The organism is Shinella sp. H4-D48, from assembly GCF_022637395.1.
In the GTDB taxonomy this organism is placed as follows: Bacteria; Pseudomonadota; Alphaproteobacteria; order Rhizobiales; family Rhizobiaceae; genus Shinella; species Shinella sedimenti.
The window spans coordinates 690612-715557 of sequence record NZ_CP093337.1; the positions used below are offsets into that span (position 1 = coordinate 690612).

Consider the following 24946-nt stretch of genomic DNA (forward strand, 5'->3'; position numbering starts at 1 on the left):
GGTAAAGGACGGCAATGGCGGAGGCTTTCAGCGAAATCAGCCACTTCGAAGTGCTGGAGCCGGTTTCGCAGAGCGTGCCCCTCGTCTTCAACTCGCCGCATAGCGGGCGACGTTATCCACAGGACTTCCTCGCCCGTTCGCGTCTCGATGCCCTCGGCATCCGCCGCTCGGAAGACCATTATGTCGACCAGCTCTTCTCCGTCGCCCCCGCGCTGGGCGCGCCCATGCTTGTTGCGCACTTTCCGCGTGCCTGGCTCGACGTGAACCGCGAGCCCTATGAACTCGATCCGCGCATGTTCGACGGGCCGCTACCCTCCTATGCCAATATCAGCTCGATCCGCGTTGCGGGCGGGCTTGGCACGGTGCCACGGGTCGTTGCAGAGAACATGGAAATCTACAACGGCCGTTTGCCGGTGGAAGAAGCGCTCGAGCGGGTGGAAACGGTCTACAAGCCCTATCATGCCTGTCTGCGCCGCCTCGTGGTGCGCACGCACGTTGCGTTCGGGTTCGCCGTGCTGATCGATTGCCATTCCATGCCTGGCAATATCCGCGTTTCAGGCTCGGGTCTGCGGCCGGACTTCATCATTGGCGACCGTTACGGCACCAGCGCGTCCGGGGACTTGCCGCGCGTCGCCATGCGCCTGCTGGACGACATGGGATTTTCCGTCGTGCGCAACAAGCCTTATGCGGGTGGTTTCATCACGGAGCATTACGGCCGGCCCGCCAAGGGGTTGCACGCGTTGCAGATCGAGGTGAACCGCGGGCTTTATATCGACGAGACGACACTGGAGAAGAAGCCCGACTTCGCGGTGCTGCAGACGGCGATCTCTGCTTTCCTTCAGGATTTTTCGGATTACGTCGAGGAATATGCGGCCGACCGGTCGCTCGCTGCCGAATAGGCCCCGTTTTCTCCCAAAAAAAACCGCGCTTGTGGCGCGGTTCAAGTCTAGGGAGGAAACACCCAAGGAGGGTATTACAGCCACAAGTGACTGCCAGAAAACACTAATGCTGCGCTGCACAAATGTCAAGTGCGACTGCGAAGTATTCATCGCTCTGGAGCAGATGACGCGACGGCGGTGACTCTCTCCAGTTTCGTTTTTCCTGCCAATGTTTTATGGGAAGGACAGTTTCCTTCGCTTGAGAGAATTCCATGCTGCCTGATCGTGCTTTTTTCGACCTTCTCGCCGAAGCGGCAAAGAAGGAAACTCTTCCGCGCTTCCGTGTCGGCGCTGACGTGGTCAACAAGGAGGCCGGCGGCTTCGATCCGGTGACGGAAGGCGATCGCGCCGCCGAAACAGCCATCCGCGCGCTGATCGAGCAGCATTTTCCCGAACATGGCATTCTCGGCGAGGAACACGGCTCCGTCGGTCTCGACCGTGAATATGTCTGGGTGATCGATCCTATCGACGGCACCCGCGCCTTCATTTCCGGCGTGCCGGTCTGGGGCACTCTGATTGGCCTCTATCGCAACGGCGATGCGGTCATGGGAATGGTCGACCAGCCTTTTACCGGCGAACGCTATTTCGCTGATGGCAAGGCCGCGCATTATGCCGGCCCGGATGGCAGTAAGACCCTGGCCACCCGGTCGTGCCCCAGCCTTGCCGATGCGATCATGTTCACGACCTCGCCGCATCTATTCACCGGCGGCGGACGGGACCGTTTCGAGGCCGTTCAGGAAAAGGTTCGCCTTTTCCGCTATGGCGTCGATTGCTACGCCTATGCGCTGCTGGCGGCCGGTCATGTCGATCTTGTCGTGGAATGCGGGCTGAAGCCCTACGATGTGGGCGGCCTAATTCCCGTCATCGAGCAGGCGGGCGGCATCATCACGGCATGGGATGGCGGGCCGGCGGAGCGCGGCGGGGAGATCATCGCGGCCGGAAGCCGCGCCGTCTATGACGAGGCAATCGCGCTGCTCCAGGGCTGAACGGCTCAGGCGCCGAGGCTGGTATCCTCGGCGTCGCTGCCCGGAATGAATGCTTCGATGGCGGCCAGCACCTGGGCGCGATAGCGGTCTGCTTCCTGAAACAGCTCATGCCGCGCGCCGTCAATTTCGATCAGACGGCCGGCGCGGAAGATGCGGGCAAGATTTCCGACCGCGGCGCGTGGCACGAGGGCATCGGAGGTCGCACAGAGCAGAAGCGTGGGAATGCGGATGCGCGTCAGGTGATCCTGCCGCGTCACCTTCGCCATCGCCGCGAGCGCCTGGTTGAGCCAGCGTGCCGTTGGCCAGCTGATCGATAGTTCCGGATGTTCCGTAACGATGGCGAGGTTGCGCCGGAAGCGACGCTCGTCCGATGTGACGATATTGCGTGGAAAATCGAGACGTGGATCGCCCTTGCGAAAGGTGCGCTTGCCGAGCCCGGTCCAGGAGGCGAGCCGCGCGATGATGGAAATCTTGCGCTGGCTCATCGTCTGTCCGTCGAGCGCGATGAAGGGCGAGGCGAGAACCATACGTTCGATGCGGTTCTCCAGGCTCGGCGCCTGCGACAGCGCGACAAGCGCGCCTGTCGAATGGGCGACGATGAAGAAGGGCAGGCGGGCGTCCGGCAGCACGATCTTTTCAAGAAACAGCGAGAGGTCTGCCTCGTAATCCGAGAAGCGCGCCACATGCCCGGCCCGGTTTCCGGCGATCAGGCGGTCCGAGCCGCCTTGGCCGCGCCAGTCGAACGTCGCCACCCAAAGGCCACGGGCGGTCAGGTCGTTGATCGTCTCGAAATATTTCTCGATGCATTCGCTGCGCCCCTGCAGCAGAACGACGGTGCCTTTCGCTTCCCGCGTGCTTGAGCGGAAGACGGCGTAACGGATTTTTACGCCGCCGCGGCCTTCGAGAAAACCGGCAAAATGGTTCTCGGGAACGGGGTTGTCGGTGCTGGCGTGGAGGATCGGATCCATCGGGGCAGGCGGTCTCGAGGTTGCTAGTGGATGGATATGCGCTTGCTCTCGGGCCGTCAAAGAAAAAAGCCGGATGCATATGGCAACGGGGGTGGCACACATGCAGCCGGCGCAGTTTAACCAGGGCGGAAGGGACGTTGCACCCCGGTCTTCGAAAGCTTTCGCTTCCGATGTCGCGTTTCTAGCAAGGCCAAGCTGAACGATATCCGAAGTGCACGTTCATCCGCCGTTCATGCCGGAAAAATCGCGTAGCCGTCTTCCGGCCGCGGCAACCCCTTGAACGGGCCAAAAGACGTTCCCATCTCATGGACACGGGCGCCGAAAGGGCTCGTCGAGGTCTTCGTCGCCAGAATGGGGCGCAGACCGGATGAACCGGGCTGACCCTTCGGAAATCAGGGGCAGCCTTCAGAAAGATCGCAACCGTTGCTCTGAAGGAGGACACCATGCGTCACGTCGATTTCTCCCCCCTCTACCGTTCCACCGTCGGTTTCGACCGTCTTTTCACCATGCTCGATAGCCTTGGTCAGCCTGATCAGGCTCAAACCTATCCGCCCTACAATATCGAGCGTACCGGCGAAGACACCTACCGCATCACCATGGCCGTTGCCGGCTTCGATGAAAGCGAGCTTTCGATCGAAGCGCGCGAACATGCGCTGACCGTCAAGGGCGAAAAGAAAGACGAAACGGCTGATGAAAGCCAGTATCTCTACCGCGGCATTGCCAAGCGCGCTTTCGAGCGCCGCTTCCAGCTCGCCGATCATGTGGAAGTGCGCGCCGCTTCGCTGAAGAACGGCCTTCTCCACATCGATCTTCTTCGCGAGATTCCGGAAGCCGCCAAGCCGCGCCGGATCGAGATTGCGGCCGTCAACCGCGAAACCAAGCAAATCGAAGCCCAGAGCAACTAAGCCCGGCTTTATCGGAGTGAGGAGGGCGGTGCCGCAAGGCGCCGCCTTTTTTCGTTTCAGAGAGCCGAAAGGAAGGCGTCGACGTCGGCCTCGCGGGTTGCGAAGCTTGTCACCAGGCGCACCAAGGTCTCGTCGTCGCGCAGGGTCGCTTTCACGGCCGGTCCGGCGGGCCAGTCATAGAAGGCCGCACCTTTTTCCCGCAGCGTTTTCAAGACATCGTTGCGGATGATGGCGAAGAGTTCGTTCGATCCGGTTGGCCAGGCGAGGCGGGCCTTGTCGGAGGCGGCAAAGCCGTCCGCGAGTCGGCTCGCCATGCCGTTGGAATGGCGGGCGAGGGTAAGCCACAGGTCATCGCGGAAATAGGCGTCGAATTGCGCGGCCATGAAGCGCGACTTGGAAAAGAGCTGGGCGGAGCGCTTGCGCAGGAAATGCATCTGCTGGGCTTTCGATGTGTCGAAGAGGACCAGAGCCTCCGCACACCAGCAGCCGTTCTTCGTGCCGCCGAAGGAGAGAATGTCGACGCCGCGTTTCCAGGTCATCTCCGCGGGGCTCGTCCCCAGATGCACGAGCGCATTGGCAAAGCGTGCACCGTCCATGTGAAGCGGCAGTCCGGCGTTCTTCACGACATCGGAAAGGGCGGCGATCTCGTCCAGCGTATAGGCCGTGCCGGCTTCGGTCGCCTGTGTTATGCTGACCGCCATCGGCTGGCCGCCATGCACGAAATCCGGCGGAAAGCGGCCTATGGCCGCGGTGAGCGCGTCCGGTGTGATCTTGCCCGCCGGGCCATCGACGGGCACGAGCTTGGCGCCGGTCGCAAAGAATTCAGGGGCGTTGCATTCATCGACATTTACGTGGGCCTCGCGATGGCAAAAAACCTGACCACCGGGCCGGTTGACGCTTGCGAGCGCAAGCGAATTGGCTGCCGTGCCCGTGCCGACGAAGAAAACGGCGACATCGCGCTCGAAAATTTCCGAGAAGGTTTTTTCCACACGCTTGTCGAGGGTGCTGGTGCCGTAGGCCGGGGCAAAGCCGCCAGCGACCTCCACAAGGCTTTGCGCAATGTCTGGATGGGCGCCGGCCCAGTTGTCGGAAGCGAAAAACATCGGAATCTCTGTACGGTTCAAGGCTGCGCAGACCATAATGCAGAAACCAAGGCGATCAATCGCCGCATTGATCCAGCATGGTGAGGGTCGTCGAAAATGAAAGGAACGGAAACAATGTGGCGCCGTCCCGTAATTTAATTTCGGGCTTTCGTGGAAGGCGGCAATTTTTCTTCATAAGGTCGTGTTTATTTGGCATGATGGCCTTGCAGGCCAAGGGCGTTTCTGGCATAGAGCACATGAAATAGGACAGGGTTGCTGTCCTATTTCGGTCAAGAGACCGAGCGACGCCCCTCCCTCGAGGCCGGGGCAGAGGCGACGGGCCAGGAGAGCCGCTCTCCAGAACGCCCCGCCGCCCAGGACGGTCCGATGATCGCTAGCTGATCGGTCGTCTTGGTTGACCGCGTCACGCTCAGGAACAGACAGTCATGGCCGAGGCTTGCTGCAACGCAGGCCGCGGCCATGTGGGTGGAAGCAAAAGCCTGCGAAATGCGGGCCACAGGAGAGAGACATGGTGAAGACCCAAGCACATGATTATCGGCAGACCCGGGCGCAGACGACGACTGCGACGGGCGCCAAAACGCGCGCTTCCGCCCTGGGCCTGCCAAAAAAACAAGGACTCTATGATCCGCGCAATGAGCACGATGCTTGTGGCGTCGGTTTCGTCGCGCATCTGAAAGGCAAGAAGTCGCACCAGATCGTGCAGGACGGGCTGTTCATGCTCGAGAACCTGACGCATCGCGGTGCCGTCGGCGCCGACCCGCTTATGGGCGACGGTGCGGGCATTCTCGTACAGATTCCGGACCGCTTCTTCCGCGAGGAGATGGCCAAGCAGGGCGTTACGCTGCCGAAGGCAGGCGAATACGCCGTCGGCCACATCTTCATGCCGCAGGACGAGAAGCTGGTCGATTATTTCAAGAAGGTCATCGGAGATGTCGTCGCGGAGGAGGGGCAGGTTCTGCTCGGCTTCCGTGATGTGCCGGTCGACAATTCCTCTCTCTCCAAGGCGCCGGAGATCGCAGCCACCGAACCGCGCCACGTTCAGGTCTTCATCGGCGCCGGTCGTGAAGCCGCGACGAGCGACGAGTTCGAGCGCCGTCTCTTCACGCTGCGCAAGGTGATCTCCAACCGCATCTATGACGAATATGAAGGCGAGGAGAGCAATTTCTATCCGGTCTCGCTGTCTGCGACGACCATCGTCTACAAGGGCATGTTCCTGGCCTATCAGGTCGGCGCCTATTACAAGGACCTTGCCGATCCGCGTTTCGAATCGGCCGTCGCCCTCGTGCACCAGCGCTTCTCGACCAACACTTTCCCGTCGTGGAAGCTCGCGCACCCCTATCGCATGGTCGCCCATAACGGCGAAATCAACACGTTGCGCGGCAACGTCAACTGGATGGCGGCCCGCCAGGCCTCGGTCTCCTCGCCGCTCTTCGGTGAAGACATCACCAAGCTCTGGCCGATCTCCTATGAGGGCCAGTCTGACACCGCCTGTTTCGACAACGCGCTCGAATTCCTCGTGCGCGGCGGCTACTCCATGGCCCATGCCGTTATGATGCTGATCCCCGAGGCCTGGGCCGGCAACCAGCTGATGAGCCCCGAGCGCAAGGCGTTCTACGAGTATCACGCCGCCCTGATGGAGCCGTGGGACGGCCCCGCTGCCGTCGCCTTCACGGATGGCAAGCAGATCGGCGCGACGCTCGACCGCAACGGCCTGCGTCCGGCCCGCTATATCGTGACCGATGACGACCGCGTCATCCTAGCGTCGGAAGCCGGCACGCTGCCCGTAAAGGAAGAGAGCATCATCAAGAAGTGGCGCCTCCAGCCGGGCAAGATGCTGCTTATCGACATGGAAGAGGGCCGCATCATCTCCGACGAGGAGGTGAAGTCCTCGCTCGCCGCCAAGCATCCCTACCGCGACTGGCTGGATAACACACAGATCATTCTGGAAGACCTCGGTCCGGTCGAGCCGCGGGCGCTGCGCCGCGACGTCTCGCTGCGCGACCGCCAGCAGGCCTTCGGCTACACCCAAGAAGACACCAAGCTCCTGATGTCGCCCATGGCGACGACGGGGCAGGAGGCGATCGGCTCCATGGGCACGGACACGCCGATCTCGGCCATGTCCGACAAGACCAAGCTGCTCTACACCTACTTCAAGCAGAACTTCGCGCAGGTGACGAACCCGCCCATCGACCCGATCCGCGAGGAACTGGTCATGAGCCTCGTGTCCTTCATCGGTCCGCGTCCGAACATTCTCGATCATGGCGGCGCGGCCAAGGCCAAGCGCATGGAAGTGCGTCAGCCGATCCTTACCAATGGGGACCTGGAAAAGATCCGCTCCATTGGCCATGTCGAGGATCTCTTCGACACCAAGACGCTGGATTTCACCTATGACGTGGCGCGCGGTGCCGACGGCATGCCGGAAATGCTGGAGCGGCTGTGCGAGCGCGCCGAGCAGGCGGTCAACAGCGGCTACAACATCATCGTGCTTTCCGACCGCCAGATCGGGCCGGACCGCGTGGCGATCCCGGCACTGCTCGCAACGGCCGCCGTGCACCATCACCTGATCCGCAAGGGTCTGCGCACATCGGTCGGTCTCGTCGTGGAGACCGGTGAGCCGCGAGAAGTGCACCATTTCTGCCTGCTCGCCGGCTACGGCGCGGAAGCGATCAACCCGTATCTCGCATTCGACACGCTCACCGACATGCACAAGCGGGGCGAGTTTCCGAAGGAAGTCGATGCCGAGGAAGTCGTCTACCGTTACATCAAGGCGATCGGTAAGGGCATTCTCAAGGTCATGTCCAAGATGGGCATTTCGACCTACCAGTCCTATTGCGGCGCGCAGATCTTCGACGCCATCGGGCTGTCGTCCGAACTGGTCGACAAGTTCTTCTTCGGCACGGCGACCACCATTGAGGGCGTCGGCCTGGAACAGATCGCCCGGGAGACCTTCAACCGTCACAAGGCGGCCTTCGGGCGCGATCCGCTGCTTGCCAACACGCTCGATATTGGCGGCGAATACGCCTATCGCATGCGCGGTGAGGAACACGCCTGGACGCCCGACGTCATCGCCTCCCTGCAGCACGCGGTGCGCGGCAATGCCGCCGACCGCTACAAGGAATTCGCCGAACTGGTGAATGCCTCGTCGCTGCGCATGAACACGATCCGCGGCCTGTTTTCCATCAAGGGCGCGGAAGCGGCGGGTCGCAAGCCAATCTCCATCGATGAGGTCGAATCCGCAGCCGATATCGTCAAGCGCTTCTCTACGGGCGCCATGTCCTTTGGCTCGATTTCCCGTGAGGCGCATACCACACTCGCCGTCGCCATGAACCGGATCGGCGGCAAGTCGAACACCGGCGAAGGCGGCGAGGAGAGCGATCGCTACCTGCCGCTGCCTGATGGCTCGTCCAATCCCGAGCGTTCGGCGATCAAGCAGATCGCGTCGGGTCGCTTCGGTGTCACGACGGAATATCTCGTCAATGCCGACATGCTGCAGATCAAGGTGGCGCAGGGTGCCAAGCCCGGCGAAGGCGGCCAGCTGCCCGGCCACAAGGTGGATGCGACGGTTGCCAAGACCCGTCACTCGACACCAGGCGTCGGCCTCATCTCGCCGCCGCCGCACCATGATATCTACTCGATCGAGGATCTGGCGCAGCTCATCTACGACCTGAAGAACGTCAATCCCGAGGCGGATATCTCGGTGAAGCTCGTTTCGGAAGTCGGCGTCGGCACGGTTGCCGCCGGGGTCGCCAAGGCGCGCGCGGACCATATCACGGTCGCGGGCTTCGACGGCGGCACGGGCGCTTCGCCGCTTACCTCGCTGAAGCATGCCGGCTCCCCCTGGGAAATCGGCCTTGCGGAGACCCACCAGACACTGGTGCTCAACAAGCTGCGTTCGCGCATTGCCTTGCAGGTCGATGGTGGCTTGAAGACCGGCCGTGACGTCGTCATCGGCGCGCTGCTGGGCGCCGACGAGTTCGGTTTTGCCACCGCGCCGCTCATTGCGGCCGGCTGCATCATGATGCGCAAGTGCCACCTCAACACCTGTCCGGTAGGGGTCGCCACGCAGGACCCGGTTCTGCGCAAGCGTTTCAAGGGTACGCCCGAACACGTCATCAACTACTTCTTCTTCGTGGCCGAAGAGGTGCGTGAAATCCTGGCTTCGCTCGGCGTTCGCTCGCTGAACGAGATCATCGGCGCCTCGGAGCTTCTAGAGAAGGAGAAGATGATTTCGCACTGGAAGGCCAATGGTCTCGACTTCTCTCGCATCTTCCACAAGGTGGATGCGCCGAAGGAGGCGACCTACTGGACCGAGCGGCAGAATCACCCGATCCACGACATCCTTGACCGCAAGCTCATCGAGCAGGCGAAGCCGGCGCTCGAATCCAAGACTCCTGTTGCCTTCGAGGTCGACATCAAGAACGTCGACCGTTCGGCCGGTGCTATGCTTTCGGGTGAAGTGGCCAAGCGTTACGGCTTCAAGGGTCTGAAGGACGATACGATCTCCGTGAAGCTGCATGGCACGGCGGGCCAGTCCTTTGGCGCATTCCTTGCCCGCGGCATAACCTTCGATCTGGTCGGCGCCGGCAACGACTATGTCGGCAAGGGCCTGTCGGGCGGCCGCATCGTCGTTCGCCCGCCGGAAGGCAACCGCGCGGTGCCGCATGAATCGATCATCGTCGGTAACACCGTTCTGTACGGCGCGATTGCAGGCGAGTGCTACTTCAATGGCGTGGCCGGCGAGCGTTTCGCCGTGCGCAACTCCGGTGCGGTCGCCGTCGTCGAAGGCGTGGGTGACCATGGTTGCGAGTACATGACGGGCGGTGTCGTCGTCGTGATCGGCCAGACGGGGCGCAACTTCGCGGCTGGCATGTCGGGCGGTGTCGCCTATGTGCTTGACGAAGCCGGCGATTTCGCCCGTCGCTGCAACATGGCGATGGTCGAGCTCGAGCCGGTGCCGGAAGAAGACGACATGCTGGAGAAGCTGCACCACCATGGCGGCGACCTCATGCACAAGGGCATGGTCGACGTGTCCGACGACATGACGCGCCATGACGAGGAACGGCTTTATCAGCTCGTCTCGAACCACCTGCACTATACAGGTTCGCCGCGAGCCAAGGAGATCCTCGACCATTGGGCCGATTATCGTCCGAAATTCCGCAAGGTGATGCCGGTCGAGTACCGCCGCGCGCTCGAAGAGATGGAGCGCATGAGGATGGGGGTCGCTGCCGAGTGAGGCAGCGGTTCACCAACCTTCACTGACCGATCGCTTCAAGCGATCAGGATCGAATTCATCTTGCCGGTCTTGCAGCGGGGGCTGCGACCGGCACGGGCCCCGGAACGGCGCCCGTCTTTGAGCAAGGATTACTGAAGTGGGCAAGGTAACTGGTTTCATGGAAATCGATCGGCAGGTGGCGAAGTATCAGCCGGCCTCCGACCGCATCCGCCATTTCCGCGAATTCACCATCCCGATGTCGGATGCCGAGGTGCAGAAGCAGGCTGCGCGCTGCATGGATTGCGGCATTCCCTATTGCCACGGTCCGACCGGGTGTCCGGTGCACAACCAGATCCCCGACTGGAACGACCTCGTTTATAACGGCAACTGGGAAGAGGCGATCCGCAACCTGCATTCGACCAACAACTTTCCGGAATTCACCGGCCGCGTCTGCCCCGCACCCTGCGAGGAGGCCTGCACGCTGAACCTCGAGGATACTCCGGTCTCGATCAAGACCGTCGAGCAGGCGATTGCCGACAAGGCCTATGAGATGGGCTATATCGTGCCGCAGCCGGCGACGGTGAAGACGGGCAAGAAGGTCGCCGTCATCGGTTCCGGTCCTGCCGGTATGGCCGCTGCCCAGCAGCTCGCCCGCGCCGGCCACGAGGTCCATCTCTACGAGCGCGAATCCAAGGCCGGCGGCCTGCTGCGATACGGTATTCCGGACTTCAAGATGGAGAAGAACTTCATCGACCGCCGCGTCGACCAGATGCGCGGCGAGGGCGTGACGTTCCACTACGGCGTCAATGTCGGCGCCGACAAGCCGATGGACGAGATGTTTGCCGAGCACGATGCCGTGCTCTATTGCGGCGGCTCCGAGACCCCGCGCGATGCGGGTATTCCCGGTGTCGAGTTCGCCGGTGTGCACGATGCCATGCCCTATCTCGTGCAGCAAAACCGCCGCGTCGGTCGGGAAAACATCGATAGCGTCGGCTGGCCGTCCGAGCCCATTCTGGCTGGCGGCAAGCATGTCGTCGTCGTCGGCGGCGGCGACACCGCATCGGACTGCGTGGGCACGGCGTTCCGCCAGGGGGCCGTCAAGGTTACCCAGCTCGACATCCGCCCGCAGCCGCCTGAAAAGGAAGACAAGCTTGCTGTCTGGCCGTTCTGGGCGACAAAGATGCGTACCTCCTCCTCGCAGGCCGAAGGCGCGGTGCGCGAGTTCCAGGTCGGAACGCTCGAATTCGTCGGTGACGAGGACGGTGTGCTGACGGGCGTGAAGTGCTGCCAGGTGGATGAGCGCCGCAGGCCGATCGCCGGTACGGAGTTTATCATCAAGGCCGATCTCGCCTTCATCGCCATCGGTTTCCGCGGTCCCGCAACCGACAGCGTGCTGAAGGATCTCGGGGACAAGCTTGCGATCAACACCGACAAGCGCGGCTCGTCGAACGTCATCGCCGATGACCGCGACTACAAGACTTCGGTCGACAAGCTCTGGACGGCCGGTGACGTGCGCCGTGGCCAGTCCCTCGTTGTCTGGGCGATCCGCGAAGGCCGTCAGGCTGCGCGCGCGATCGACGAGGCCTTGATGGGTGTGACCACGCTGCCGCGTTAAGGCACAGGGAGCGCGCGCCGAAAAACGGCGCGCTCTCGTCCGAGTGATCCAGTGACCCTGGCACGGCCGTGACCCGTCTTGGCCCGACCATTCCGTGGCTCAGGGCGTCGCGCTCTTGTTGAGGCGAAAATCATCCACGCGGCCGAGCGGGGCATCGGCGGTTTCGCCCTTTTCGACGAGCTTGTCCCTCAGGCTCTTGCCATTGCCCTTGATGGCGGCGGCGCCCAGAAGGGCGGTGCCACCGTCGAGCGAGGGGTCGGAGAGGCTGATCGGCTGGGTCTTGGTGATTTCGGCATCCTCGACCGGCGGAGTGGCGACGATCAGGTCCTTCAGGTCGTTCTGCAGGCTCGGGCCGTCGGCCGCCGCATCGCCGAGGATACGGCGGATTTCCTTTTCCACGTAGAAGGCGAGCTTTCGCTTGCCGGCCGGCGTAAAGTTGATGCCGTCGGAGCCGCGCAGGCGCACTTGCTGGCCGTTGATGTCGGAGCCCGACGTCACGAACTTGCCGCCCTCGTCGACGAAGCCGTCCCAGATATCGACAAAGGTTCCGCCGGTCTTTTCGGCGCTGGCGCGGTAGATACCGTTGAGTGTCGTCATGTCTGCGGTGAGCGCCGAGGACTGGAAGGCGGGCATGCCCATCCAGAGCATCGGCTTGTTGCCCTCATGGGCGATTGCGGCAATACGCTCGACCCTGGTTTCATATTCCTTCGTCCAGGCTTCGGAGCGGAACTTCTCCTTTTCGCCTGCAATCGTCATCTGCTGCCGGTCATTCGCGCCCAGGCTGATCACGACAAGCGCCGGCTTCGTCTCCGCGATCAGGCCGGGCAACGAGGCCGGCCAGTCGTAGTAATCGTCGCGCACGAGGCCGGAAGAGCCGTTCGTGCGCTTATCGACAATAATGCCGGGCGTGGTCTTGAAGGCCTCGATCAAGCCGTCACCGAGGCTGCCGGCAATAAAATCGCCGACGACGAGCACAACTTTCGCGTCCGCCAGCTTTTCCACCGGCGCCGGTTCGGGGCTCTTCGCCACTGCCGTTGCCGGGCGCTTTTTCCTGACGGCGGCGCGAGGTTTGCGAATGGTCGGTTTGGGTGCGACTTCCCTGGGCTTCTTTTTGCCGAAGAGAAATTCGAGGATCGATCTGCGCTCGACGCGCTCCTGCGCGCCGGCCGGCGTCGCCATGGGGGCTGCGAGGCTAGCGGAGACGGCGAGGGCAAGCCCGAGGCGGATGATCCGGATCGTCATGCTCATTGCAGGGCTCCGCGATTTCTACGCATTCTGCGGACGGTCGATGGCGGCATGATGGCAAATGCCAGGGGCGAGGGAAAGCAAAAAGGGCGCCGAAGCGCCCTCATGCCGGATTGCCGCTATTTTCAACGCTGGAGTGCGCGCAGGAGCTTCTGGCTCGGCTCGCCATCGGCGGGCAGTCCCATGCGGTTCTGGAAGGCCTGGATGGCGGCTTTCGAGCCCGAACCGAAATTGCCGTCGACCTCGCCGTCGTAGTAGCCGAGCTCCTTCAGGCGCGTCTGGAGTTCGAATTTCTCGGTGATGTCGAGCGTGCCGTCCGGCCGCGGCCAGCGCTGCTTGACGCCGCCGTAGCCGGCGATCTGGTCGGCGAGCATGCCGACGCCCATCGCGTAGGAATCCGAGGCGTTGTAGCGCTTGATGACGAAGAAGTTCTTGGTCATCAGGAAGCCCGGCCCGCCATTGGCCGGCATCTTCAGCTCCGCACGGTCCGAACCGTTCTTGAAACCGCTGCCACCCGGACGCGTGAACCCGAGCTTCGCCCATTGCGCGAGCGTCTTGGTCTGGCCGGAATATTTGCCGCCGCCCGAGGGCACCACGATCTCGTAGCCCCAGGTCTTGCCCGATTGCCAGCCGTTCTTGGCCAGCAGGTTGGCTGCGGTTGCGAGTGCGTCGGGAATGGAGTTCCAGATGTCACGATGGCCGTTGCCGTCGGCATCCACCGCATAGAGCATGTAGCTCGTCGGGATGAACTGCGTGTGGCCCATCGCGCCGGCCCAGGAGCCAGTCATGTCGCGCGCGGCAATGTCACCGCGCTGGATGATCTTGAGGGCGGCGATCAGCTGCGTGCGCGCATATTTCGCCCGCTTCTTGTCGGCATAGGCGAGTGTGGCGAGCGCGCGCGGCACGTAGTGCAGACGGTCGTCCTTTGCCAGCACCGCGCCGTAGTTCGATTCCATCGACCAGATGGCGAGCAGGATATTGCGGTCCACGCCGAAATGGCGCTCGACGGCCGCGAGCGTGCGGGCGTGCTTCTTCGCCATTTCACGGCCGATGCGCACGGTGTAGGGATTGACGCGGGAATCGAGGTAATCCCAGATCTGGTGCTTGAATTCCGGCTGGTAAGCGGCCTTCTGGAGCACATCCGGGTCGGGCGTCTTGATGCCGGCGAAAGCCTGCTGGTAGGTCGATTTGCTGATGCCTGCCTCTGCCGCCGTCTGATAGAAATCGGCGATCCACTTCTGGAAGCGCGCGTCCGCATGCGCAACCGCGGTCTGGGCAAAGAGGCCGGCCGAGAGGAGGAGGGTGAGCGCGGATCGGCGCAGAACGGTTTTGAGATTCTGTGTCATCAGCTGTCGTTTCCGTTTTCAAATTTCGGTTCGGTGGCCGGGAACCACCGGCGAGGACGCAAACTTATAAAAACGAAGTCAACAAATTCTTTACCATCAAACTTTTGCCCCGTCTCTCTTTGCAAAAAAATAGCAATTGGACACTATTCCGGCACAGTGATGGCTAGCCATGAGGGCAATTGGCTCAACGAGGTGAAAAATGTCGCAGACACGCAAGGTTCGCAAAGCAGTCTTCCCGGTGGCCGGTCTCGGCACCCGCTTCCTTCCGGCCACCAAGGCCGTTCCGAAGGAGATGTTGACCGTGGTGGACAAGCCGGTGATCCAATACGTGGTGGATGAGGCGCTGGACGCCGGTATCGAGCACCTCATTTTCGTGACGGGTCGCTCCAAGGCCGTCATCGAGGATTATTTCGATATCCAGGTCGAGCTCGAGCAGACGCTGCGCCAGCGCAACAAAACGGCGGAGCTGACGCTGCTGGAAAGCATCCTGCCGGTTGCTGGCTCCACGAGCTTCACGCGCCAGCAGGAGCCGCTTGGCCTTGGCCACGCAGTGTGGTGCGCACGCGAGCTGGTCGGCAACGAGCCCTTTGCATTGCTTTTGCCCGACATGATCATGAAGGCCGAGAAGGGCTGCATGAAGGGCATGGTCGAGCTTTTCGAACATAGCGGCGCCAACATCATCGCCGTCGAGGAATGCGCGCCCGATCAGGCGCACAAATACGGTATCGTCGGCGTCGGCGAAAAGATCGGCGAAGGCTTTGCCATCACCGAGATGGTCGAGAAGCCGCCGAAGGGTACCGCGCCGTCCAACTTCTTCATCAATGGCCGCTACATCCTGCAGCCGGAAATCTTCCCGATCCTGTCAACGCAGGAGCGCGGTGCGGGCAACGAGATCCAGCTGACCGACGCTATGGTGAAGCTCGCGACCGATCAGAAGTTCGCCGCCTATCATTTCCGCGGCGAGACTTATGACTGTGGTGCGAAGGATGGCTTCATCCTCGCCAATATCGCCTTTGCGCTTGCGCGCGCAGATATCCGTCCTTCGGTCGAAGGCCCTCTGAAGGAACTGGTCGCGGGTCTGAAGTAAAGCTCAGCGACGCAAGACGAGACCGATACCGGCACGCGTGATGCCGGTATCGACCGTACCGCGCTGGCGCGTCAGTTCGTAGGAAACGTCGCCCGTGAGCGCCAGCCAGCGATTGACGTTCCACGTCAGGCCTGCCCCGGCGAGGTAGACGCTCTGGTTGGGGATGACCGTGGCAGACTTGAAGTCGCGCCACGTATAGGCGCCGCTCAGCCGCGCCACCAAGTTATCCCGCAGGTCATGGGTCAAGGCGGCATCGGCGGTATATTCGACATAGCCGCTCTGGCCTGGGGCGGTGGAAGGCTCCAGTTCCGTGCGCAGCCCGAGCCGCAGGTCGGTGCCGCGCTGCGGCGACCAGAAGACGGCGCCGTCCAGCGCGATGCCCTGGAGTGCCGCGAGGCGACTGTCATCGAACGATGCGCGTTTGTAGCCCAGGCCGAGATCGCCGCGAAGCTTTTCGCCGAGATCGACCTCCACGCCCGCGCGGCCGCCGAGGGTGAGGGCGGAGCGTTCGTAGCCCAGCGAATCCCGCTTCTGATCATAAAGCGACCGTCCGACGGAGGCTTCGAGATAGGGGATGAGCGCAGGCGACAGGGCGTAGCCGACGCGGCCGGTCAGCGTTCCTGCCGAGAAGTTGCGATCTGACAGATCCAGCTTGCTGCCATCCTGAAGTGCCGCATCGCCATAGACCTCGCGGTCGAAATCGGCGCTGATCGTGCCGCGGATAAGACCGAAATCGCGTTTCAGGCTCGCGCCGGCGGCGAATTTGTGCACGCCGGACTGGGTCGTGGCCCCGTTGATTGCATTGGGATCGCTGGAGCTTTCGCGCTCGAACGCGTAGCCCGCCGTCAGGTTGGCAATCGTGTCGTTGCTGAGGTCGAGCCGCAGGTCGGCATTGACGTTGACCTTGGGCTCGGTTTCGCCGCTGCCGCTGATGTTGCGCTGATGAATACCCTCGGCATCGATCGTCAGCTGGTGGCGCGACCAATCGGAGGTCAGCGAGCCCTTGAGGCCCGTCTGCCAGAAGGAACGGCTTGTGGAGACGGAACCTGTCTTGGTCTTTTCGTGGTTGATGCCCTGCGAAAGCGAGGGCTTCAGGATGAAAGTGCCGAGGCGGATACCGGTCGGCTCGTAGGGATTGCCGAAATTGCTGCGCACATTGTCGAGATCGGCCTCGCGCTGGTTCAGCCGCTCGGCGCGGCGATCGGCCGGCAGGAACGCGCCGTTTTCGCCGGGCGTCGTCTCCACCGGTCGCGCCGCATCCTCGTCCGACATGGGGGCGCGCGCCTCTATCGCGCCCGTGGTCGTGGGCGTGCCGGACGTGCTGCCCGTTGCGGTCGCGTCAGTGTCGGTTCCCTCTTCGGTCGAGGCCAGTGGGTCCGGGAAGGCGCTTGAAGCGGGGACCATTTTTTGCTGGGCCATGGCAGGCACGACTGCAAGCATGGTGCCGGCAAGCAGCAGCGCTGCCAGACGCCGTGTCGGGCGTGACCATAGGGTCCCGCGTGCCTGTAGCTGTGCCTTTGCCATGATCGGCCCTGCGATTCTCGAATTCCTAAGCGAACGTAAACCGTCATGGTTAACGCTTGGTTTCGAGGACGCTATTGGTGCGGCTACGTTCTGCATGGACAGGTTCGGACAAAAACGCTAACGAGGCGCGCATGATCAAGAGACAGGCAAACGTTGACGGCGAGGGTGCCATTGCCTCTGCGCTGAGGACCGTCGAGACGGAGAAGGCGGGGCTGCTTGCCCTTTCGACCGCGTTGCAGGGCGACCTGCACGATGCGTTCTGCGAGGCCGTGCGCCTGATCGGCAGCATCGCAGGACGGGTCATCGTCACCGGCATCGGCAAGTCCGGCCATATCGGCGTGAAGATCGCCGCGACGCTGGCCTCCACCGGCACGCCCTCTTTCTTTGTCCACCCTGTCGAAGCCAATCACGGCGACCTCGGCATGATCGGCCGCGACGATGTTATTCTGGCGCTCTCCTGGAGCGGGGAGACGGCAGAACTTCAGGGCATCGTTTCCTATTCGCGCCGCTTCTCGATCCCGTTGATCGCCATGACGTCAGGTGAGCGCTCGGCGCTGGCACGCGAGGCCGATACGGTGCTTCTGCTGCCCAAGGTACAGGAAGCCTGCCCGCACGGGCTTGCACCCACCACATCGACGCTGATGCAGCTGTCGCTGGGCGACGCGATCGCGGTGGCGCTTCTCGAGGCGCGTGGCTTTACGGCTGTGGATTTCAAGACGTTCCACCCCGGCGGCAAGCTGGGCGCGAGCCTTTCCTATGTGGGCGATATCATGCACAGCGGCGAGAACATCCCGCTGGTGGGACTCGGCACCTCGATGCCGGATGCGGTGCTGATGCTGGCGCAGAAGCGCTACGGCTGCGTTGGCGTTGTCAATGACGAGGGCCTGCTCGTGGGGATCGTCACCGATGGCGACATTGCCCGCAACCTGTCGCGCAACCTCTCCGAACTCGTCGTCGACGAGGTCATGACACGCAGTCCCAAGACGGTGAAGCCGGCGACGCTCGCGACATCGGCGCTGGCGCTTCTCAACCAGCACAATATCTCGGCGCTGATCGTGACCGACGAGACATTCCGTCCCGTCGGCATCGTGCATTTTCACGATCTTCTGCGGATCGGCGTCGCCTGAGGCTCAGGCCGGCTCGACGGTGAGGTCGCGGCCGTTGCTGGCGGTGACACGCACGCGTGTGCCAACCGGCAGGTCCGGTCCCTGTACGCTCCACATCGTATCGTCCAGACGGATCCGGCCGCGCCCTTCGGCGATGGGGTGCTCGAGAGTCGCGGTGCGGCCGACGAGGCTCTGGCCCCGCTGGTTCAGGTAGGGTTGGTCGCTCGCAGAGCCGTTGCGGCTGACGATGCGCCGGCCGACAACGGCCGCGACCAGCGACAGCACAGCGAAGACCAGCCATTGCACCTGCCAGACCCAGAAGGCCTCCCCCCACAGGAGAAGCGAAACCGCGCCCGTTACGATGGCGGCGATGCCGATCCAGACGAGGAAGACGCCGGGCAGCAGCACTTCGAGGATCAGCAGGACGATCCCGAGCACCCACCACGCCCAGGGGCCAAGCTCGGTGACGATGCGCTGGATCATGTTCAGCTTCCCTGCGGCGTGTCGAAGGGGTTGCGGAAGGACGAGGTGGCGGCGGTCGTGGTTGTGGCAGGCGTCGTCTGGCGCGCACGCTGGGGGTTGCCGCCGGCCGGGGCGTTGCCGTTGCCGAACACTTCCTTGGCAATGGCGCCGATACCGCCGAGGGAGCCGATGAGCGACGATGCTTCCATCGGCATAAGCACGATCTTCGAGTTGGGCGCTTTGCCGATTGCGGCCATGGCTTCGGTGTATTTCTGCGCGACGAAGTAGTTGATCGCCTGCACGTCGCCGGCGGCGATCGCCTCAGACACCATCTTGGTCGCCTTGGCTTCGGCTTCGGCGAGGCGCTCGCGCGCTTCTGCATCGCGGAAGGCGGCTTCGCGCTGGCCTTCGGCCTCGAGGATCGCGGATTGCTTGGCGCCCTCGGCCCGCAGAATCTGCGCATTGCGGGCGCCTTCGGCTTCCAGAACCTGTGCGCGCTTTTCGCGCTCGGCCTTCATCTGCCTGCCCATCGAATCGACCAGGTCCTTCGGCGGCGCGATGTCCTTGATCTCGACGCGGGTGATCTTGATGCCCCAGGGGTTGGCCGCTTCATCGACGACACGCAGCAGCTTGTCGTTGATCACGTCGCGATTGGACAAAAGCTCGTCCAGATCCATCGAGCCCATGACAGAGCGGATGTTGGTCATGGTGAGGTTGAGGATGGCGTTTTCCAGGTTGGCGACCTGATAGGCCGCCTGGGCCGGATTGAGAATCTGGTAGAATGCGACGCCGTCGGCCGAGACGCTGGCGTTGTCACGGGTGATGACCTCTTGGGTCGGAATGTCCAGCACCTGCTCCATCACGTTCATCTTTGCGCCGATGCGGTCGATGAAGGGGATGATGAGGTTGAGGCCGGGCTGCAGGGTGCGGGTGTAGCGGCCGAAACGCTCCACCGTGTACTGGTAACCCTGCGGGATCGTCTTGATCCCGGCGAAGAGGATGAGGACCACCAGCACCACGAGGGCGATGACGACAATATCCAATCCTGCAAATTCCATTCTTCTTCTCCTGACAGCCATGTATCGCGGCGCACTGTAAGCAATACGTGCCGCGATACCAGTCTATTTGCTCAGGGCGAAGATTTATCCGGGCTCAGACCCAGCCGGAGAGCTCGCGGCGCACGACCGTTTCCAGCACGCTCATGCCTTCGGGACTGTCGTTGAGACAGGGAATATGCGCGAACTTCTCGCCGCCATTGTGCAGGAAGCTTTCAGCGGCCTGTTCGGCGATCTCCTCCAGGGTCTCGAGGCAATCGGAAACGAAACCCGGATTGAGCACGGCGATCCGCTTGATGCCCTCCTGCGCCAGTTTCTCGACGGTCTTGTCCGTGTAGGGCTGCAGCCATTCTTCCGGCCCGAAGCGCGACTGGAAGGTGATCACCAGCTTTTCCTTCGACCAGCCGAGCCGTTCGCGCAGCAGGCGCGCGGTCTTCTGGCACTGGCAGTAATAGGGATCGCCCTTGTCGAAGTAGCTTTGCGGAATGCCGTGGAACGAGGTCAGTACGCGCTCCGGCTCCCAGTCGAGCGTGGCGAGGTGCTTTTCGATCGAGACGGCGAGCGCGTCGATATAGACCGGGTCGTCGTGATAGGGCGGCACGGTGCGCAGCGCCGGCTGCCAGCGCTGCTTGAGCAGGAACTCGAAGGCCTTGTCGTTGACCGTCGCCGTCGTCGCGGCCGCATATTGCGGATAGAGCGGGAAGAGGAGGATCCGTTCGCAGCCCTGCTTCTGAAGCGCTTCCATGCGCGACGCGATGGAGGGCTGGCCGTAGCGCATGGCCCAGTCGACGATGACGTTGGAATGTTCGGCGAGAGAGGCGGCCATCAGTTCGGCCTGGCTGCGCGTGTAGGTGCGCAGGTAGCTCTCGTTCTTGTCCTTGTTCCAGATCATCTCGTAGGCCTTGCCAACCTTGCCGGGGCGCGTGTTGAGCACGATCCCGAAGAGGATCGGATACCAGGCAATCTTCGGCCACTCGATGACGCGCTTGTCCGTCAGGAACTCCTTCAGGTAGCGGCGCATGGACGTGTAGTCGGTGCCGTCGGGCGTGCCCAGATTAACGAGCAGAACGCCCACCTTGCCGTGCTTGACGGGCGGATGACTGGTGGGCTTGGCGGCGGCGCTGTCCTGCATGGTTCGGTCCTGTGCGTGCGGGGTTTCGGTCGTTGTTCTTCTACGCGGCGGGAGGCCGTTCGGTTCGGAATGGTTCTAAAAAGAAATGCCGGCCCGGAAAAGACCGGACCGGCAGAAAATGTGGAGACAAATTGTCCTTATTTCCCGGGAATGGAGAGTTCCGTCCCGATATGCAGGGCGCGCGGGCGCGGATTGCCATTGGCTTCCGCGATGCGGCGCCACAATGTGCTATCGCCATAGGCAGCCTTGGCGATGTCCCATAGCGTATCGCCCCGCGCGATGACGTGTTTGCCCCCGGCGGCGACGGTGCCGGATGCGCTCCCGGCTGGCGTCGACGTTGCCGCCTCGTCGGTGGCGGTCTTCGCCTCATTCGCAACTGGTTGCGTCGCTGCCGCGGTGACCTCGGCGATGCGGCCGTCTGTATAGGGCTTGTAGGGGCGATGCGCGGCAAGATAATCGGCAACGACCAGTTCAAGATTCGGGCCGAAGTCATAGGCGTTCTGCCCTGATGTCGCGAAGACCGAATAGCCGTCGCCTCCGGCACGCATATAGTTGTTGGACACGACGCCGTAGGTCTTCTCCGGATCGAGCGGGACGAAGGTCTCGCCTTCCTTCACCTCAGTGGAAACCACGCGGCTGCCGGCTGGCTTCGACCGGTCGAAGGTGTATTTCAGACCGGAAACCTGCGGGAAGCGACCTGCGCCGTCCTCGATCTCGCTGAGCCCGTTCTCCAGCGCCAGGATCACGTCGGATCCCTTGAGCTGGAACGTCGCAAGCGAGTTCTGGAAGGGCAGCACGGTCAGCACCTCGCCCATGGTGACGACGCCCTTGTCGATCGACGCACGCAGGCCGCCGCCATTCTGGATGGCGATGGATATGCCCTGGGCCTTCACGCGGTCGAGGATAGCATCGGCGACCAGGTTGCCCATGGTGCATTCCTGCGCGCGGCAGGTTTCGCGCGAACCGTCGATGGTGTCGGTCGTTTCGGCGACCTCTTTCTTCTTCAGTTCCTCGATCGGCGCGCCCAGTTCCTTCACGCGCGCGGCAAAGCCCGTGTGCGGTGTGACGGCGGCGTCAAGCAGGAGAGGCGCCCCGCTCGTCGCCGTCACCTTGCCGGCATCGTCGAAGACGACCTTCAGTTCACCGAGATATTTCGAATAGGCGTAGGCCTGCACGATGGGAACCTCGACGCCGGCCGGGTTCTTCACGAGTGTGGCATAAGGACCGGCCGCCTTGTCGTCCGTGCTGGAAAGCAGCGTGTGACTGTGGCCACCGACGATCACATCGATGCCTTCAACGGCGGCGGCAATCTCCTTGTCACGCTTGTAGCCGACATGGGACAGGAGGATGATCTTGTTGACGCCCTCGGCTTCTATCGTCGGAATGACGCTCTTGAGATAGGTGATCTCGTCCTCGAAGACGACGCCCTTGCCGGGTGATGACGTCTCGCCCGTATCTGTTGCCAGCACCGAGACGACGGCGACTTTCTCTCCACCGATTTCCTTGACGACATAGCCCTTTATCCGGTTGGCGATGGGCGTCTCGGCGCCGGCCACCGTATTGCCGGAGATGACCGGGAACTTCACCTGGTCGAGAAACTTCGCAAGCTCCTCCGGGCCGTCGTCGAATTCGTGGTTGCCGACTGCCATCGCATCGAAGCCGATGCCGTTCATGAACTCGGCGACCGCCTGGCTCTTGTAGGTGGTGTAGAAGAGGGAGCCCTGGAACTGGTCGCCGGCATCCAGCACCAGCACGTTGGCCTTCGCGTCCGTCAACGCCTTGCGCGCGTTATCGATGGCCGTCTTCACGCGGGCGATGCCGCCGAAGCATTCGTTCTTGCCTTCTTCTTCGGCCGAGCAGGTGGAATCGTATTTGTTGATGGCCTCGATGCGCGAATGCAGATCGTTGATGTGCAGGATGTTCAGCTCGTAGTCGGCGAAAGCCGAGCCGCTCGAAAGTGCGATGAGGGAGGCGGCCAGAAGGCCGGATCGGAAAATCGTCATGGTCCTCTTCTCCTTGTTTGCCGCGCCTGTCGGCACGGAACGCTGGCCGATCCCAGATAGACGGCGAACATGACAGCCAGCCGGTGAATGTTTTCATCGGTCGGCGGCAACTTCAAGAAAAAACAGGACGCGTGCTGCCTTACCGGACCGGCGCACAACGAAAAAGGGGCCTTTCGGCCCCTTGATCATGACATGGCAATGCCGTTTCAGGCGCGGCGTGCGAGCGAGAACTGCGCACCGGCGGAGGTGGTGCAGTTCAGCTGCTGCTGGCTGACCAGCGCACAATTGACCTTGGACTGCGTGTTACGCACGAGCGAGGTCATGTTGATCTCGACCAGCGTCGGCGATGTATTGATGTAGGTGCCGGATGCCAGGAGCTGGTTGGTATCGGTTGTGCGCGTCGTGAATGTGCCGGCCGCAAAGGTCGAAACAATACCGTTCGGATCCACCCATGCGCCTTCGACGCCGGTCGGAACCGGGCGCTGGGCCATGGGCATTTCGCGCGGTGCACGTTCCGTTTGGCAGGAAGCGAGTGCTGCTGCTGCCGCAAGCAGGCCCAGGACAGCGATTGGTTTCATCTGAAGTCTCCCGAGGTCGTGGCCGGCGCGAAGCATCCGTCCATTTTGCCCGAACATGCCGCGAAGAGATTTTGAAAGCAAGACATGCCGCCCGGTGGATGGGCATTATCCCATTGAAAGCGAAGACGCCCGCAGCAGGCCGCGGGCGTCTTTCAAGCAGATGACGGGTGCCGTGATCAGCGAACGAGAATGTTCCTGAACTGCCAGGGGTCCTTCGTGTCGAGGTCTTCCGGGAAGAGGCCCGGGCGGCCATCGAGCGGGGTCCAGTCGGTATAGTGGCCTTCAACCGGGCCGAGATAGGGCGTCTGCACTTCCAGGCAGCGCTTGTAATCGATCTCGTCGGCTTCGACGATGCCGGCTTTCGGGTTCTCGACCGCCCAGACCATGCCGGCCAGCACGGCCGATGTCACCTGCAGGCCCGTAGCGTTCTGGTAGGGAGCGATGCGCCGGGTTTCCTCCAGCGACAGGCGCGAGCCGTACCAGTACGCGTTCTTGTCGTGACCGTAGAGGAGAACGCCGAGTTCATCGACGCCATCGACCAGCTCGTTCTCGTCGAGAACGTGCAGGACAGGCTGCTGCTGGCCGCCGTTGCCGAACATCTCGTACAGCGACAGGATGGCGTCGTTGCAGGGATGGTAGGCGTAGTGGCAGGTCGGGCGATAGGTGACATCGCCGTCCTTATCGCGCACCGTGAAATAATCCGCGATGGAGATGGATTCGTTGTGCGTGACCAGCAGGCCGTATTGCGGGCCGGGAGTCGGGCACCAGGTACGCACGCGGGTATTGCCGCCCGGCTGCTCCAGATAGATCGCCGCCTTGCTGCCCTTCTTGTGCTTCTTGGCGTTCTTCGGCATCCACTTCTCGTGGGTGCCCCAGCCGAGTTCGGAGGGCTGCAGGCCTTCCGAGATGAAACCTTCGACCGACCAGGTGTTCCAGAACGTGTTGAAGGGCTTCGGGTTCTTGGTGCGCTGGGTGTCGCGCTCGGCGATGTGCACGCCCTTGACGCCCACCTTCTTCATCAGCTTGGCCCAGCCTTCGCGGTCATGCTGCGAGGGTTCTTCGAACTTGATGTCGAGGTCCTTGGCGAGGTTGAGGAGGGCCTGCTTGACGAACCAGGAAACCATGCCCGGATTGGCACCACAGGTGGAGATCGCCGTCGTGCCGCCGGGGTTCTTGTCCTTCTCCTTGCGCAGTGTTTCGCGAAGCGCGTAGTTCGTACGGTCGGCATTCTTCATGCCCTTGTCGAAGTAGAAGCCGAGCCAGGGCTCGACGACCGTGTCGATGTAAAGCACGTCGAGCTTGCGGCAGAGCTTGATGAGGTCGACGGAGCCCGTATCCACCGAGAGGTTGACGCAGAAGCCTTGGCCTTCGCCTTCCGTCAGCAGCGGCTTCAAAAGGGTCTTGTAATTGTCCTTCGTGACATGCGCCTTGATGTGACGGACGCCGTGACGCGCGTAGATTTCCGCATCGGCGGCATCTTCACGCGGCTCGATGACGATCAGCCGGTTCCGGTCGCACTTGAAATGGCGCTCGATCAGCGGCAGCGTGCCGCGACCGATGGAGCCGAAACCGATCATCACGATCGGGCCGGTAATTTCGCCATGTACCGGGTAGGTGCTGTCTGCCATTTGGTTCTCCTGCGGGGCGGCCGCTTGCGCTCGAAAAAAGGGCCTCGAAGGCC

Annotated in this window: 18 protein-coding genes; 7 read left to right on the plus strand and 11 right to left on the minus strand. The window is 62.5% G+C overall.

Going from position 1 to position 24946, the window contains the following annotated elements; genetic code table 11:
* Positions 1–14 precede the first annotated feature (14 nt).
* Complete coding sequence (locus tag MNR02_RS03265; RefSeq protein ID WP_241948066.1) at positions 15–899, plus strand: N-formylglutamate amidohydrolase; 885 nt, start codon at positions 15–17, stop codon at positions 897–899.
* A 251-nt stretch (positions 900–1150) separates the two neighbouring features.
* Positions 1151–1924 carry a histidinol-phosphatase gene (hisN, locus tag MNR02_RS03270; protein WP_241948067.1) on the plus strand — a complete coding sequence of 258 codons (774 nt, stop codon included), beginning with the start codon at positions 1151–1153 and terminating at the stop codon, positions 1922–1924.
* Between the two features lie 5 nt (positions 1925–1929).
* Here the strand turns inward: hisN and MNR02_RS03275 are convergent, their stop codons facing one another.
* Entirely contained in the window at positions 1930–2892 is a 963-nt protein-coding gene (locus MNR02_RS03275) for an alpha/beta fold hydrolase (RefSeq protein WP_241948068.1), read from the minus strand.
* 443 nt (positions 2893–3335) lie between these two features.
* Between MNR02_RS03275 and MNR02_RS03280 the strand changes: the two genes are divergently transcribed.
* Entirely contained in the window at positions 3336–3797 is a 462-nt protein-coding gene (locus MNR02_RS03280) for an Hsp20 family protein (RefSeq protein ID WP_241601939.1), read from the plus strand.
* A 56-nt stretch (positions 3798–3853) separates the two neighbouring features.
* Here the strand turns inward: MNR02_RS03280 and MNR02_RS03285 are convergent, their stop codons facing one another.
* A complete protein-coding gene (locus tag MNR02_RS03285) occupies positions 3854–4900 on the minus strand; it encodes a low specificity L-threonine aldolase (RefSeq protein ID WP_241948069.1) in 1047 nt (348 codons plus the stop codon).
* A 508-nt stretch (positions 4901–5408) separates the two neighbouring features.
* Here MNR02_RS03285 and gltB point away from each other — a divergent pair.
* Positions 5409–10133, plus strand: a complete 4725-nt coding sequence (gene gltB / locus MNR02_RS03290; RefSeq protein WP_241948070.1) for a glutamate synthase large subunit — start codon at positions 5409–5411, stop codon at positions 10131–10133.
* Positions 10134–10269: 136 nt separating this feature from the next.
* Entirely contained in the window at positions 10270–11727 is a 1458-nt protein-coding gene (locus tag MNR02_RS03295) for a glutamate synthase subunit beta (protein ID WP_241948071.1), read from the plus strand.
* A gap of 99 nt (positions 11728–11826) precedes the next feature.
* Here the strand turns inward: MNR02_RS03295 and MNR02_RS03300 are convergent, their stop codons facing one another.
* Both MNR02_RS03300 and MNR02_RS03305 read right to left on the minus strand, forming a co-directional pair.
* A complete protein-coding gene (locus tag MNR02_RS03300; RefSeq protein WP_241948072.1) occupies positions 11827–12975 on the minus strand; it encodes a DUF459 domain-containing protein in 1149 nt (382 codons plus the stop codon).
* Between the two features lie 122 nt (positions 12976–13097).
* Complete coding sequence (locus MNR02_RS03305) at positions 13098–14318, minus strand: lytic murein transglycosylase (protein WP_241601955.1); 1221 nt, start codon at positions 14316–14318, stop codon at positions 13098–13100.
* A 199-nt stretch (positions 14319–14517) separates the two neighbouring features.
* Between MNR02_RS03305 and galU the strand changes: the two genes are divergently transcribed.
* Positions 14518–15405: a UTP--glucose-1-phosphate uridylyltransferase GalU gene (gene galU, locus MNR02_RS03310; RefSeq protein WP_241601958.1), complete on the plus strand. Its 888-nt coding sequence runs from the start codon at positions 14518–14520 to the stop codon at positions 15403–15405.
* Between the two features lie 3 nt (positions 15406–15408).
* On the opposite strand, the gene MNR02_RS03315 is transcribed toward galU, so the two are convergent.
* Complete coding sequence (locus MNR02_RS03315; RefSeq protein ID WP_241948073.1) at positions 15409–16929, minus strand: outer membrane beta-barrel protein; 1521 nt, start codon at positions 16927–16929, stop codon at positions 15409–15411.
* Between the two features lie 131 nt (positions 16930–17060).
* On the opposite strand from MNR02_RS03315, the gene MNR02_RS03320 reads away from it, so the two are divergent.
* Positions 17061–18056, plus strand: coding sequence for an SIS domain-containing protein (locus tag MNR02_RS03320; RefSeq protein WP_241948074.1), 996 nt, complete (start codon positions 17061–17063; stop codon positions 18054–18056).
* A gap of 3 nt (positions 18057–18059) precedes the next feature.
* Here the strand turns inward: MNR02_RS03320 and MNR02_RS03325 are convergent, their stop codons facing one another.
* The 6 genes from MNR02_RS03325 to MNR02_RS03350 all read right to left on the minus strand — a co-directional run bounded on the left by MNR02_RS03325 (position 18060) and on the right by MNR02_RS03350 (position 24893).
* Positions 18060–18518: an NfeD family protein gene (locus tag MNR02_RS03325; RefSeq protein WP_241948075.1), complete on the minus strand. Its 459-nt coding sequence runs from the start codon at positions 18516–18518 to the stop codon at positions 18060–18062.
* Between the two features lie 2 nt (positions 18519–18520).
* Positions 18521–19555: an SPFH domain-containing protein gene (locus tag MNR02_RS03330; RefSeq protein WP_241948076.1), complete on the minus strand. Its 1035-nt coding sequence runs from the start codon at positions 19553–19555 to the stop codon at positions 18521–18523.
* Between the two features lie 94 nt (positions 19556–19649).
* Positions 19650–20684 (minus strand): ferrochelatase, encoded by a 1035-nt coding sequence (gene hemH / locus MNR02_RS03335; protein WP_241948077.1) that lies wholly within the window; start codon positions 20682–20684, stop codon positions 19650–19652.
* 137 nt (positions 20685–20821) lie between these two features.
* Positions 20822–22687, minus strand: coding sequence for a 5'-nucleotidase C-terminal domain-containing protein (locus tag MNR02_RS03340; protein WP_241948078.1), 1866 nt, complete (start codon positions 22685–22687; stop codon positions 20822–20824).
* 206 nt (positions 22688–22893) lie between these two features.
* Positions 22894–23265, minus strand: a complete 372-nt coding sequence (gene omp10, locus MNR02_RS03345; protein WP_241601996.1) for an outer membrane lipoprotein Omp10 — start codon at positions 23263–23265, stop codon at positions 22894–22896.
* Positions 23266–23441: 176 nt separating this feature from the next.
* A complete protein-coding gene (locus MNR02_RS03350) occupies positions 23442–24893 on the minus strand; it encodes a homospermidine synthase (protein WP_241948079.1) in 1452 nt (483 codons plus the stop codon).
* Positions 24894–24946 lie beyond the last annotated feature (53 nt).